The organism is Nonomuraea sp. NPDC050022, assembly GCF_044460705.1.
Classification (GTDB): Bacteria; Actinomycetota; Actinomycetes; order Streptosporangiales; family Streptosporangiaceae; genus Nonomuraea.
The window spans coordinates 98,017-111,707 of record NZ_JBITKE010000003.1 but is presented as its reverse complement, the minus strand read 5'-3'; the positions used below and the strand labels follow the sequence as shown (position 1 = coordinate 111,707).

The window sequence follows — 13,691 nt, the reverse complement described above, 5'->3', positions numbered from 1 at the left end:
GCCTTCTGGTTGTTGCCACGCGCCGAGGCAGTACGTACACTTCGTAAAGTACGTACTTCACGATAACGTCGGAGTTTGCATAGATGGATCAGCAGGAGGCCGAGTTCGTCGACCGCATGGGCCTGGTCATGGAGCGTTTCGGTGGGACGCGGACCATGGGCCGTGTTTATGCGTGGTTGATGATCTGCGACCCCGTGCACCAGTCGCTCACTGATCTGGCCGCGCAACTCGACGTGAGCAAGACCGCGATCAGCACGGTGGCCAGGCAGCTGGAGGGCACCGGGATGATCGAGCGTGTTCCCACGTCGAGCCGTGAACACCGCTATCAGGTGGCCGGCGGTGGATGGGCGCACGTCATGGGGGTTCAGTTGGCCGGGGTGCGATCCAGTCTGGAGGCGTTGGACTTCGGGCTCTCAGTCGTCGGCGAGAGCCGACTCGAGCAGCGGGCGCGGCTGGAGGAGACCCGGGAGTTCTTCGCCTTCGTTGAGCGCGACGCGGGGGAGTTCCTCCAGCGCTGGCAGGACTATCGCGAGAAGTCGGGTGACGAGGATCAGAGTGGTAAATGACGCATCCCTCCGCTGAGGTGCTCACCGCAGTGGTCACGGACGGGCGGCCGTACGTAGACGGCCGCATCTAGCCTCGGGCCGTCCCCCCGGGCGGCCAGGGAAGTACATCTCGATCTTTCAGGAACTGATCCCCAACCGAAAACGGATCTTCTACCAAGGGAGAGGCGATGGCCGACATCGTCGAGAGGTACAACATCCCCAAACAGCACTTCTGGCTGCACGGGCCGCGATCGGGCCGGCCGGTCGAGTACGACGCCGACATCGGAATGTGGAACGTCTACGGGTACCCGGAACTGCAGGAGGTTTTAGGGGACCCGGCGACGTTCTCCTCCGACACCATGCGGGTGATTCCCAAGAGCCTGATGCCTGCCGCCGAGGAATTCTCGATGGAGGGTTTCATCACCCAGATCGACCCGCCGGAGCACGGCAAGCTGCGCAAGCTGGTCAGCAGCGCCTTCACCCGTAAGGTCGTCGCGGATCTCGAGCCGAGGATCGCCGCCCTCACCCACGAACTGCTCGACGAGGCGCAAGAACGCGGGCAACTGGAACTCGTGACCGATCTGGCCTACCCGCTTCCGGTCATCGTCATCGCCGAACTGCTGGGTGTGCCCAGCAGCGATCGCGCCCTGTTCAAGCAGTGGGCAGATGCGTTGTTCCAGCGCGACGCCAAGATCTCACTCAACAAGACCACAGAAGAACAGAACGCGGACATTCAGGCCTCGCTACGACCGTGGCATGAAATGTCTGCCTATCTCGCAGGCCACGCCGCAGAGCGCAAACGGCAGCCGCGTGCCGACCTGCTCACCAGGCTGGTCGAGGCCGAGGTGGACGGCGAACGCCTTCCCGACATCCAGGTGGTCAATTTCGCGATCATCCTCCTGCTCGCTGGCCACATCACCACGACGATGCTCCTCGGCAACACGGTGCTCTGCCTGGACGCCTTTCCCGAGCAGCAGGACAAGGTACGGGCTGACCGCGACTTGGTCCCGGCCGTCATCGAGGAATCTCTCCGCTTCTTCACCCCATTCGCCGCCCTCGGCCGCGCCACCACCCGCGAAGCCGAACTCGGCGGCGTGATGATACCGGCCGACCAACTGATCATGGTCTGGCCCGGACCGGCCAACAGAGACCCTCGTCAGTTCCCCAACCCCGACGTCTTCGACCCCGGTCGCGACCCCAACCCGCATCTCGCCTTCGGCCGCGGCATCCACTTCTGCCTGGGCGCCCCCTTGGCCCGGCTGGAAGGACGGGTCGCCCTGAACATCCTGCTCGACCGGTTCAACCCCCTGCGCACCGACCCGAACGACCCCGTGGACTTCATGCCCGCGCCGACCATGACAGGAGTGCGCCGCCTTCGATTGATCTGACTGTTTACGTGCGGGGTCACCTGGTCTAGGTGCACAAGCAACTCGTCGGGAACGGCATCCCGCGCGCCAACGGCCGGCCAGGGGCGGGTCCGGCGATGCGATCCAGCCGGTGAAGCTGAGTGGGGTGGCCGACCTTAACCGTGACCTGGCCGATCCGTCGACGATCATCCGTACCGACAACCCCAAGCCGTTGGGGCTGCGGTGCGCCGATCTCGGGTTGTGGAGCGGCAGACGAGGTCGTCTCCGTGGCGACAACCCGAGTTCGGGATCACGCCAGCAGCTGATGGTGGACACCCTACGGAGCCCGACCACACTGATCGTCGGGTGGCATGTACGGCGGATAGGAAGAGGTTTCAGACGACAGACTGCGCAACGCGCCCGCCGTACCGACTCGACGGTCCGTCAGGTCGCCCGCCGTACCGCCTAGATGGCCGGTGGACGATGGCGAAACGGATCCTGGTCGTTCATCTGAGTTCTGGTAGGGGATGGGTCCCGGTGCTCGAAGCTGGTGTCGGGCATGGGTCCCAGCGCCTGAAGCCGTTGCCGGGCATGGGGCCTGGCGCCCGAAGCTGGTGTCGGGCGTGGATCCCGACGACCGAAGAGCCGTCGCTGGGCATGGATCCCGACGACCGAAACCGTCGCCGGAGATCGCCCACTATCCGATGTGGCGCCTTCCATCTCATGACCATCAGGTGGACCGGCGGAAGCCCGGGTCGAGAGCCCCTAAGCTAGATGCCATGCCGGAGTACATCTATACGTTGCAGCGCGTGCGCAAGGCGCACGGCGACAAGGTTGTCCTTGACGACGTCACGCTGTCGTTCCTGCCCGGAGCCAAGATCGGCGTCCTGGGCCCGAACGGCACCGGAAAGTCGACGCTGCTCCGGATGATGGCCGGCCTGGAGCAGCCGTCCAATGGCGACGCCAAACTCATGCCGGGCTTCACCGTGGGCATGCTCCAGCAGGAGCCCCCGCTCAACGAGGAGAAGACCGTCCTGGGCAACGTCCAGGAGGGCGTAGCCGAGACGCTGGAGATGCTCGAGCGCTACAACGCGATCGCCGAGCAGATGGCCACCGACTACAGCGAAGAGCTGCTCGCCGAGATGGGCAAGCTGCAGGACCAGCTTGAGCACCGCAACGCGTGGGACGTCGACAGCCAGCTTGAGCAGGCCATGGACGCTCTGCGCTGCCCGCCGCCCGACGCCGACGTGACCACGCTGTCCGGTGGCGAGCGCCGCCGTGTCGCCCTGTGCAAGCTGCTGCTGGAGGCCCCTGATCTCCTGCTGCTCGACGAGCCCACCAACCACCTCGACGCCGAGAGTGTGCAGTGGCTGGAGCAGCACCTGGAGAAATACGCGGGCACCGTCCTCGCCGTCACCCACGACCGCTACTTCCTCGACAACGTCGCCGGGTGGATCCTGGAGCTCGACCGCGGCCGCGCCTACGCCTATGAGGGCAACTACTCCACGTACCTGGAGGCCAAGACACAGCGCCTCAAGGTCGAGGGGCAGAAGGACGTCAAGCGTAAGAAGCGCCTCGAAGACGAGCTGGAGTGGGTTCGCTCCAACCCGAAGGCTCGCCAGACCAAGAGCAAGGCCCGTCTGCAGCGCTACGAGGAGATGGCGGCCGAGGCCGACAAGCACCGCAAGCTCGACTTCGACGAGATCCAGATCCCGCCGGGCCCGCGTCTCGGCACCACGGTGATCAGGTCCGAGGATCTCACCAAGGGGTTCGACGACCGGGTGCTCATGGAGAAGCTGACGTTCGACCTGCCGCGCAACGGCATCGTCGGCATCATCGGCCCCAACGGCGTCGGCAAGACCACGTTGTTCCGCATGGTCACCGGCAGTGAGACGCCCGACAGCGGGTCGATCGTCGTCGGCGACACCGTCAAGATCTCCTACGCCGACCAGAGCCGCGGCGGCATCGACCCGAACAAGAACGTCTGGGAGGTCGTCTCCGACGGGCTCGACCACATCAAGGTCGGCAACGTCGAGATGCCGTCCCGCGCCTACATCGCGGCGTTCGGCTTCAGAGGGCCCGACCAGCAGAAGAAGGCCGGCGTCCTGTCGGGTGGCGAGCGCAACCGCCTCAATCTGGCGCTCACCCTCAAGCAGGGCGGCAACGTCCTCCTGCTCGACGAGCCCACCAACGACCTCGACACCGAGACGCTCTCCTCGCTGGAAAACGCGCTCCTCGACTTCCCGGGCTGCGCGGTCATCACCTCGCACGACCGGTGGTTCCTCGACCGCATCGCCACGCACATCCTGGCGTGGGAGGAAGGGTCGAACTGGTTCTGGTTCGAGGGCAACTTCGCCGACTACGAGAAGAACAAGATCGAGCGCCTGGGCGCGGACGCCGCCCGCCCCCACCGGATCACCTACCGCAAGCTCCACCGCGACTGACGTCCGCACTCGGTCGGGGAGTTTTCCGACGGTGTAGGCCCAGCCCGTGAGCCACGCCCCCCGTGCGGGGGGCGTGCCGCTAGACGTGGCTGGGCTTTCTCCTATCTTTTACGGCAGGCCCTGTGGGCCCCACCCTCTGTGCGTGGCTGGGGTCTGTCCAGGGGCACGCTCCTCCGGTGGAGGTGGCTGAGCGCCGTGACGTGCGCATAGTTGGCCGTCTGGGTGCTGACCCGACCCCGTGGATGCGACGGCAGCCGGCTACGAGGCGGCAGGCACCGGCAGCATCCTGGAGAGCGAGGCGGACAACCCGGTCGTCCCTTGGCCCGCCGAGGGTGGTGGCCTTCGGTGTTCGCGAGCTCGGTCAGCCGTCGGCCCGCCGAGGGCGGTCGGCCTTCGGCCCGCCCTGGGCGGTCGGCCTTCGGACCGCCCAGAGGCGGTCGGTCAGCCTTCAGCCGACTCCAGGGCGACGGTGACAGGGGTGCGGGCGGGGCGGCGCCATGGGCCGTTGAACAGGACGATCGCCGGGATGAACAGGATCAGGCAGCCGAGCGAGATGAACAGCCAAATCTGCCAGTTCGTTGCCTCGACCACCCGCGGGATGACGACCAGCCCGATCACGGCGATGCCCTTGGTGAGGAACCCGAACAGCCCCCAAGCCGTGCCCTGCAGCCGCGGGTCGGCGTCCTCCGCGTCCTCGGAGTAGTTGGCCATCCAGGGCGCGTACGCCACGCCGAGCGAGCCGCCGAGCAGCGCGCCCACCAGCATGAGCGTGCCCGTCGAGACGCCTTCCTGCCCGAGCGCGACGGCGAGGTAGGCCGTGACGAGCACCGCGGCGATCGTGCCGCCCAGTGAGAACGGCTTGCGCAGCTGGGTACGGTCCGAGAGACGTCCGGTGATGATCAGTGTGATCAGGTTCAGGCTCCAGAACGCCGCCATGATCGTGGACGCCTGGGCGGTGCTGATGCCGAGCGCTCCGACGAGCATCGTCTGCCCGAACAACGACAGCGTGAGGTAGAGCACCAGCCAGAGCGAGATGCCCACCACGTGCGCCCAGATGTTGCGCCTGGCGAACAGCGAGCGGAGGCGGGCCGGCTGGCTCAGGTCGACCACCTGGGTGGCGGCCTGTTCGGTGTGCTGGATCCTGGCCCGCAGCTCAGGGGAGAGGTCGGCGATGTTGAAGGCGATGACGAACGAGATCACCAGCGAGAAGCAGCCCATGATGACGAACTGCGAGCGCCACGAATCCTGGAAGATCGGCAGCGTCCAGCCGGCGATGGCCGCGGCCAGGAAGTTGGCGCCGACCGGTCCCCAGGTCCAGAAGCCGAACGCCTGCGCCCGGCCGAGCCGCGGCGAGAAGTCGCGTACCAGGGGCGCGGTGCTGGCCATGGCCACGCCGTCCACGAACGCCAGCAGGATGCGGGCGAGCAGCAGGTCGCGCGGGCTGTGCACGAGCGTCATGACGAAGCAGCACACGGCGGTGAGCATCATCAGGGGCACCAGCAGCCGCACCCGGCCGAGCCGGTCGGTGAGCCGTCCGCCCAGGATGGAGGCGATCGCCCCGGCAATGGCCGCGGCGCCCGACACGGCGCCGTAGGTGGCCAGCGTCATGTGCAGGTCCTTGAGCAGCAGCGGGACCACCGGCGCGATCTGCGCCTCGTAGGACCCGATGAGGATGGCGAGCACGGCCATCGTGAGGATTTTCATGCGCCGGGCGCCGGTGGGGTACTCGTCGAGTTCGCGGACGTAGGACAGCCTCATGACTCGCCTCTCTCGTCGTACAGGCCCCCGTCATGAGTTCTAGAAGGTAGCTCTAGAATCCATTTCTGAAATGCTGCTCCTCACAACGCCCCACGTCAAGAGTGCGGACCGCTCCGCTAAGATCTAGAATCGAATTCTAGGAAGGGAGTCAGTGTGGACCTGGAACTGGACGGGCTAGAGGTGACCTTCGATCACACGGCCGTGGCGGCGCCCCGCATCCGGGACCTGCTGCCGATCTATCGCGACCTGCTCGGGGGCCGCCACCTGGGCGGCGGTGGCGACAACCGTTCGAGCGGCTACCGCACTCTGCAGCTCACCTATGAGGGCGGTGGCAAGGTCGAGCTGATGGAGCCGCTGGCCGGTTCGGGCTTCTTTGACAGCTTCTTCGAGCTGACCCGCGGCAGGGGCGGCGTCCACCACCTGAACTTCCATGTCAACGACCTCGACGCCGCCGTGGCCAGGCTGACCGAGCGCGGCTACCGGCTCCACGGCCTGAATGTCCGCGACCAGCGCTGGCGTGAGGTGTTCCTGCATCCCAAGGAGGCGCACGGCGTGCTGATCCAGCTGGCCCAGGCGGGACCTCGCGGCGCGGAGCACCGGCCGTCGCTGGACGACGTGCTCGACGGCCGTGGCCGCAACGGCAACGGAATCCCCAGCCCTTGAGGTTCGCCCGAATCTAAATCTAGAGTGTCATTCTAGAACTAGATTGAGGAGGCCGATGAAGCCCGTACCGAGGCCCACGCCGGAGACGCAGCCCTTCTGGGACGGCACGGCGGCCGGAGAGCTCAGGATCCAGCGCTGCCGGGCGTGCGCGCGGCACTACTTCTATCCACGGCCCGACTGTCCGCACTGCGGCTCCGCCGACGTGGATTGGGTGCGGGCCAGCGGCCACGCGACCCTGTACTCGTACGTGATCAACCACCGTCCCGCGCCCGGCTTCGAGGACGACGGTCCATACGCGATCGCCGTCGTGGAGCTGGCGGAGGGGGTGCGCATGATGACGAACATCGTCGGTGTCGAGATCCTCCCCGAGAACCTGCCGCTCGACCTGAGCCTCCGCGTGGTCTTCGAGCGGCGCGGCGACGTGTGCGTGCCGCTCTTCGAACCGGCCGAAACGATCAGCCGAAGCGCCCCTGAAGCAACCGGCCGAAGCGACCCTGGAACGACCGGCCGGAGCGATCCTGGAGCGACCAGCCGAAACGCCCCTAAGGCGACCAGCCGAAGCGACCCTGGAGCGACCGCATGAACCCGGCTGGAGCCACCGCATGAACATCGTGATCGCCGGCGCGGCCGAGACCGACGAGGTGGGCCGCCTGCCGTACCACTCGACCATGGGACTGCACCTGGAAGCGGCGCGCAACGCGCTCGCCGACGCGGGGATGACCAAGGACGACATCGACGGCCTCGCCACCGTGGGCACGCCGGGGCCGGTACAGATCGCCCACGCGCTCGGTGTCACCCCCGCCTGGCTCGACGGGACCGGCGTGGGCGGGTCGTCGTTCCTCTTCCATGTACGGCACGCGGCCGCGGCGATCCGCGCCGGGCTCTGCCATACCGTGCTGATCACCCACGGCGAGTCGGGACGGTCCCGGGTCGGCGCGGCGCGGTTCGGGATGGGGGCCGACTCGCTGTTGGGGCAGTTCGAGCTGCCGTACGGGGTGGCGGGGCCGCCGACGCTGTTCACACTGACGGCGCTGCGGTACATGAAGGAGACCGGGCTCACGCACGAGCAGCTCGCCGAGGTGGCGGTCGCGCAGCGGCGGTGGGCGCACCTCAATCCGCGCGCGATGTACCGGGAGCTGATCACGGCCGAGGACGTGCTGGCGTCTCGGCTGGTGGCCTACCCGTTCCACCTGCTGGAATGCTGTCTTGTGACGGACGGGGGCGGCGCGCTGATCGTCACCTCCGAGGATCGGGCCAGGCGCGACCCGGTCCACCTGCTCGGCTCGGGCGAGGCGGCCGACTCGCCGATCATCTCGCAGATGGCGGACTTCACCTCGTCCAAGGCGTTCCGGCTGTCGGGGGAGTCGGCCTTCGCCGAGGCCAAGATCTCGCATGCGGACGTGGACCATGTGATGGTGTACGACGCGTTCGCGCACGTGCCGATCTATGGGCTGGAGGATCTGGGCTTCGTCGGGCGGGGTGAGGCGGGGGCGTTCATCGCCGAGGGGCACACGTCGCCGGGCGGTCGGCTGCCGCTCAACACCAACGGGGGCGGGCTCTCGTACACGCATACCGGGATGTACGGGATGTTCGCCATCCAGGAGGCAGTCCGGCAACTCCGTGGAGAGGCCGCCGCCCAGGTGCCAGGGGTGGAGGTGAGCGTGGTGCTGGGCAACGGTGGCATGTTCGCCACCGCTGCCACCTTGGTCCTGTCGAACCGGCTGCCATGACGGACTCGGCCCTGTCGAACCGCCCGCCGTGAGGGGCCCTCGCGGTCTCATCCGGCCGCGGTGAGAGACCTTCGCGGTCTCGTCCGGCCGCAGTGAGGGGGCCTCGCGGTGCCATCCGGCCGCGGTGACGTGGTCAAGACCATCTGGCTGGGCGATGCTCAGGGGCCCCTGCGGTGCCATCTGGCTGGGCGTGCTCAGGGGCCCCCTGCGGGTGCCATCCGCCTGGCATGACGGGCGCCCGCGGTCCCGTCAAGGGCGCCACGTCACCAGCGCGTCCAGAGCCTCCACATGGGACCCCCTGACCAGCAGCGGGTTGATCTCCAGCGACTCCAGGCGGTCCCCCAGCGACTCCGCGAACGCCGCCACCCGCGCCACCACCTCGGCCACCGCGTCGACATCGGCGGGCTCGCCACCCCTGACACCACGTAGCAACGCGGCCCCGCGCAGCTCCGTCAGCGCCTCCCGCACCGAACGGGCGTCCACCGGCAGGATCCGCTGGGCCGTGTCACGCAGCACCTCCACCCAGATCCCGCCCAGTCCCACGGCCAGAGTGAGGCCCCAAGCGGGATCTCGCACGATGCCCACCAGCAGCTCCACCCCGCCGTCGCGCTGCGGCTGCACCAGGGCGGCCGCGTCTCCGGCCAGCGCGGCGACCACGTCGCGGTACGCCAGCCGTACCTCCTCTGGGGAGGAGAGTCCCAGCCGTACGCCGCCCAGGTCGCTCTTGTGGCCCAAGCCCTCGGCAGCGGTCTTGAGCACCACCGGGAATCCGAACCGCTCCGCCGCCGCGACCGCCGCTGCCTCATCGCCCACCAGCTCCGACGGCACGACGGGCACCCCCGCCGAGGCCAGCAGCGCAGCGGCACGATGCTCCCCCCACACCCCGACCGCCCCGACCAAGGCCGCCTCCTCGCTCGCGAGGGCAGGCGCTCCAGCCGAGGCCGGGTCGGCGAGGGCGCGAGTATGGGCCGCCGACCAGCGGACGGCCGCGCCGATCGCCGACATCCCGTGCTCGATCCCGCCCACCACGTACGGAAACCCGGTCTCCTCCTGCACCGCCCGGCCGAACTCCGTCACATCCGTCAGCACGTTGCTCACCACCACGACCGGCACCGGCGACTCGGCGATCCGCCGGGCGCTGGCCGCGTATAGGGCGAAGACCGGAGCGGTGTCCGCCGGTGCGACCCGAGGCGGCTCCGACAGCAGCATGACCAGGTCGATCCCCGGATCGGCCGTCACCGCTTCCAGCGCCCGGCCCAGCAGCGTCCGGTCGATCAGCACATAGCCGGTCACGTCGAGCGGGTTCTGCACGGTACCGAAGGATGGGACGATCTCCGCCAGCCGCGCCACCGTCGACGGCGCGAACGGCGGCAGCTCCAGACCCTCGTCCTCGGCCCGGTCGGCGATGATCTCCGACGCGCCGCCCGACGGCGTGACGACGCCGACGCGCCGCCCGGGCAGCGGTCCCACGGAGGCGAGCAGCCCCGCCGTGATGACCAAATCCTCCAGGGAGCGGACCCTGATCACGCCGAGCTGCCGCAGGGCCGCGTCGATGACGTCGTCGTCCCCCACCAGCGCGCCGGTGTGGGCCTGCGCCGTGTGGGAGGCTAGCCTGCTGCGGCCGATCTTCAGCGCCACGATCGGCTTGCCCGCCAGCAGCGCCCGCCTGGCGACGCGGGAGAACTCGGCCGGATCCCGGATCGTCTCCAGGAACAGCGCGATCACCTTGGTGGCGGGATCGTCCACGAGATGGTCGACCACGTCGGTGACGCTCACGACCGACTCGTTGCCCATCGAGGTCAGCAGGCTGATGCCGACGTTGCGGGCCTGCGCGAAGCCGAGCACGGAGCTGGCCAGCGCGCCGCTCTGGAGCACCACACCCACCGATCCGCGCAGCAGCGGCTGGGGGATGGGCAGTCCGTACGGGGTGATGCCGGCGGCGGCGTTGATGTAGCCGTTCCCGTTCGGTCCCAGGATCGTTAGATCATTTTCCTCGGCAAAAGCCGAAATTTCCGACTCCAGCCGCGCACCCTCAGGCCCCGCCTCCCCGAAGCCCGCCGTCAGGATCACGTAACACCGGATCCCCAGCTTGGCCCCCTCCCGCAGCACCCCCAGCACCGCGCCCGTCGGCACCATGACGTAGGCCAGATCGACCGGCGCGGGCACCTCGGCCAGGCTCCGGTGGGCGGGCGCGCCGTGCACGGTCCCGCCGCGCGGATTGACCAGGTGCACGGGCCCGGCGAAGCCGTACGTACGCAGGTTGAGCAGCGTGCTGATCGACCACCCCGACTTGTCGGTGGCGCCGACCAGCGCGATGGATCCCGGGTTGAACAGCGCCTCTACCGTCATGTCACTCCCCGATGGTGCCCAGACGGGCGTGTCCCTTGATCAGATTGCGGGCGATCGTACGGCGCTGGATCTCGTCGGTGCCCTCGAAGATGCGTAGCAGGCGCAGCTCGCGATACCAGCGTTCGATCGGCAGCTCCTTGGTGTAGCCCATGCCGCCGTGGATCTGCAGCACCCGGTCCACGACCTGGTTGGCCATGATCGCGCCGTTGAGCTTGGCGATCGAGGCGGCATGACGGGCGTCCAGACCCTCCTGCACCCGCCAGGCCGCGTACAGGGTCAGCCACTTGGCCGCCTCGATCTCCACCTGCGAGTCGGCGATCATCCACTGGATCGCCTGGTACTCGGAGATCGTCTGCCCCATCGACTTGCGGATCTTGGCGTAGTCGATGGCCATGCCCAGCATGCGCTCGGCCGAGCCGATGGCCCGCGCCGGGATCATGTAGCGGCCCTGGCCGATCCACTGCATGGCCAGCTCGAAGCCCTTGCCCAGCTCGCCGAGGATGTTCTCCTCGGGCACCCGCACGTCCTGGAACACCAGCGACGCCGGGCCCCATTCGCCCATGGTCGGGATCGGCTCGGACGTCCAGCCCATGTCGCGGTCGACCAGGAAGCAGGTCACGCCGTACGGCTCGGCCACGGCGAACACCATGACGAAGTCGGCCTCGCTGCCGCCGGTGATGAACGTCTTCTCGCCGTTGATGACCCACTCGGCGCCGTCACGGACCGCGCGGGTGCGGATGTTGCGCGCGTCGGATCCCGCGCCCGGCTCGGTGATCGCGAAGCAGGAGCGGCGCTCGCCCTCGATCGTCGGGAGCAGGTAACGCGCCTGCTGCTCGGGGGTGCCCGCGTAGAGGATGTTGTCGGCGCTGCCGCCGAACATGAACGGCACGAAGGTCCTGCCCAGCTCCATGACGATGATCGCGGACATGACCGGGCCCAGCGCGGCGCCACCGTACTCCTCGGGGGTGTTGATCCCCCAGAAGCCCATCTTCCTCGCCCTGGCCCGCAGGTCGCGCAGGATCTCCGGGGCGAGCGCCGGGCGGCCCTCGCGCTCGTTGCGCAGGACCTCCGGCTCCAGCGGCATGATCTCCTTCTCGACGAAGGAGCGTACGGTGTCGCGGATCTGACGCTCCTCGGCGCTGAGCGAGAAGTCCATGGCCGCCTCCCCAATTTCTAGAACGTTCCTCTAGGAAGCCAGTCGGGACGCGTTCCTGTCAAGAATCAAATTCTAGAATTCGCCCCGGTACGATAGGCCCATGGCACGGAAGTCGTCGTGGGAGTGGAGCCGTACGGCCCAGACCCGCCAGAGCATGCTGACGGCGGCTCGCGAGGTCTTCAGCGAGCACGGTTTCGCCGAGGCGAACGTCTCCGAGGTCGTGGCCCGCGCCGGCTCCAGCGTCGGCAGCCTCTACCACCACTTCGGCGGCAAGACCGAGTTGTTCCTCGCGCTCTACGAGGACCACCAGGCGGCGCACGAGGAGGCCGCGGCCGCCAGCGTGTCGCGGGCCAAGCAGGCGGGCGTCCACGACCCCGTCGAGCTGCTCATCGCCGGGGCGCGGGCCTACCTCGCGGGCGCGTGGGAGCGGCGCGACCTGGTCCGGCTGTTCATCGACGGTGACGGGCCGCCGGGTTTCGAGCTGGTCCGCCGCACCCGGGGCCGGGAGTGGGTACGCCAGAACGCCGTGCTGCTCGGCGCGGGCGCCGACCCGCTCGACCGGTTCACCGTCGCCGCACTGACCAGCATCATCGGCGAGGCGGCCCGCGAGGTCGCCACCAGCGACACCGAGGACGCCGCCCGCGAGGTGATCGAGGCGGCGATGACACTGATCCGCCGCCTCGACCCACTCAGGGTCCTGGCGGAGGGCTGATCACCCCGACCACACGCGGCGCACCACGTTCAGCTCTTCCGCCAAGAGATCGGTCAGCTCTCCCGCTAAGAGATCGGTCAGCTCTCCCGCCCGGGAATCTGGCCGTTGGTCAGCGCGTTGGGCGCGGCCTTGTCGACGAGAGCGGGGATGACCGCGCCCAGCTCGGCCGGGTCCCACCGGCCGCCCTTGTCGACGGCCGGACCGGCGTGCCAGCCCTCGGCCACGCTGATCACCCCCGCCCGCACGTTGAACACCCGCCCGGTGATCCCCCTGGCCTCGGCGCTGGACAGCCAGACCACCAGCGGCGCGATGTCGTCGGGGTCGGCGCTCGACGAGCCGGCGCCGGTCGGGGCGAGGTTCTCCGTCATACGGGTGAGCGCCGCCGGGGCGATCGCGTTCACGGTCACGCCGTAGCGTTCCAGCTCCTTGGCCGCGATGACCGTCAGGCCCGCGATGCCGGCCTTCGCGGCGCCGTAGTTGCCCTGCCCCGGGTTGCCGTAGATGCCGGAGGAGGAGGTGGTGTTGATGATCCGCGCGTCCACCCGCTCCCCGGCCTTGGCCTTGGCCCGCCAGTAGGCCGCCGCGTGCCGCAGCGGCGCGAACGTCCCGCGCAGGTGCACCCTGATGACCGCGTCCCACTCCTCGGCCGTCATGTTGACCAGCATCCGGTCACGCAGGATGCCTGCGTTGTTGACCAGCACATGCAGGTCGCCGAAGCGGTCGACGGCCGCCTGGATCAGCCGGGCCGCTCCGTCGAAGTCGGAGACGTCCTCGCCGTTGACGATCGCCTCCCCGCCCAGCGCCTCGATCTCCTCGACCACCGCGGCGGCGGCGTCCGACGAGCCCGTGCCGTCGACCTCCGCTCCCAGGTCGTTGACCACGACCTTCGCGCCCTGCCGGGCGAACTCGAGCGCGTGACCGCGCCCGATGCCCCTGGCCGCGCCCGTGACGATCACCACGCGACCCTCGACGATCCCGCTCATGTCGC

General features: G+C 68.7%; 11 protein-coding genes. 7 read left to right on the top strand and 4 right to left on the bottom strand.

Features of this window, described 5'->3' with window-relative positions:
* The first annotated feature begins 83 nt into the window (after nt 1-83).
* From ACIBO2_RS11985 to ettA, 3 genes are all read left to right on the top strand, one after another.
* Nucleotides 84-566, top strand: a complete 483-nt coding sequence (locus ACIBO2_RS11985; protein WP_397296775.1) for a GbsR/MarR family transcriptional regulator — start codon at nt 84-86, stop codon at nt 564-566.
* Between the two features lie 167 nt (nt 567-733).
* On the top strand, nt 734-1,933 hold the full coding sequence (locus ACIBO2_RS11980) for a cytochrome P450 (RefSeq protein WP_358544818.1): 1,200 nt from the start codon (nt 734-736) through the stop codon (nt 1,931-1,933).
* 737 nt (nt 1,934-2,670) lie between these two features.
* The gene (gene ettA, locus ACIBO2_RS11975) at nt 2,671-4,335 is read left to right on the top strand and encodes an energy-dependent translational throttle protein EttA (RefSeq protein WP_225292519.1); all 1,665 of its coding nucleotides are present in this window, start codon (nt 2,671-2,673) and stop codon (nt 4,333-4,335) included.
* 441 nt (nt 4,336-4,776) lie between these two features.
* On the opposite strand, the gene ACIBO2_RS11970 is transcribed toward ettA, so the two are convergent.
* The gene (locus tag ACIBO2_RS11970; RefSeq protein ID WP_358544820.1) at nt 4,777-6,093 is read right to left on the bottom strand and encodes an MFS transporter; all 1,317 of its coding nucleotides are present in this window, start codon (nt 6,091-6,093) and stop codon (nt 4,777-4,779) included.
* Between the two features lie 153 nt (nt 6,094-6,246).
* Between ACIBO2_RS11970 and ACIBO2_RS11965 the strand changes: the two genes are divergently transcribed.
* The 3 genes from ACIBO2_RS11965 to ACIBO2_RS11955 are packed head-to-tail and all read left to right on the top strand — an operon-like array spanning nt 6,247 to nt 8,486.
* Complete coding sequence (locus ACIBO2_RS11965) at nt 6,247-6,756, top strand: VOC family protein (protein WP_358544822.1); 510 nt, start codon at nt 6,247-6,249, stop codon at nt 6,754-6,756.
* A gap of 55 nt (nt 6,757-6,811) precedes the next feature.
* Nucleotides 6,812-7,339: a Zn-ribbon domain-containing OB-fold protein gene (locus tag ACIBO2_RS11960; protein WP_397296769.1), complete on the top strand. Its 528-nt coding sequence runs from the start codon at nt 6,812-6,814 to the stop codon at nt 7,337-7,339.
* Between the two features lie 19 nt (nt 7,340-7,358).
* A complete protein-coding gene (locus tag ACIBO2_RS11955) occupies nt 7,359-8,486 on the top strand; it encodes a thiolase C-terminal domain-containing protein (protein ID WP_358544826.1) in 1,128 nt (375 codons plus the stop codon).
* 249 nt (nt 8,487-8,735) lie between these two features.
* Here the strand turns inward: ACIBO2_RS11955 and ACIBO2_RS11950 are convergent, their stop codons facing one another.
* Together ACIBO2_RS11950 and ACIBO2_RS11945 are read right to left on the bottom strand one after the other, a co-directional pair.
* Nucleotides 8,736-10,835, bottom strand: coding sequence for an acetate--CoA ligase family protein (locus ACIBO2_RS11950; RefSeq protein WP_397296765.1), 2,100 nt, complete (start codon nt 10,833-10,835; stop codon nt 8,736-8,738).
* 1 nt (nt 10,836) lies between these two features.
* Nucleotides 10,837-11,991: an acyl-CoA dehydrogenase family protein gene (locus ACIBO2_RS11945; protein WP_358544830.1), complete on the bottom strand. Its 1,155-nt coding sequence runs from the start codon at nt 11,989-11,991 to the stop codon at nt 10,837-10,839.
* A 100-nt stretch (nt 11,992-12,091) separates the two neighbouring features.
* Here ACIBO2_RS11945 and ACIBO2_RS11940 point away from each other — a divergent pair, with 100 nt between their 5' ends.
* Nucleotides 12,092-12,703 carry a helix-turn-helix domain-containing protein gene (locus ACIBO2_RS11940; RefSeq protein ID WP_357953572.1) on the top strand — a complete coding sequence of 204 codons (612 nt, stop codon included), beginning with the start codon at nt 12,092-12,094 and terminating at the stop codon, nt 12,701-12,703.
* 77 nt (nt 12,704-12,780) lie between these two features.
* Here the strand turns inward: ACIBO2_RS11940 and ACIBO2_RS11935 are convergent, their stop codons facing one another.
* The gene (locus ACIBO2_RS11935; RefSeq protein ID WP_358544832.1) at nt 12,781-13,686 is read right to left on the bottom strand and encodes an SDR family oxidoreductase; all 906 of its coding nucleotides are present in this window, start codon (nt 13,684-13,686) and stop codon (nt 12,781-12,783) included.
* Nucleotides 13,687-13,691: the final 5 nt, after the last annotated feature.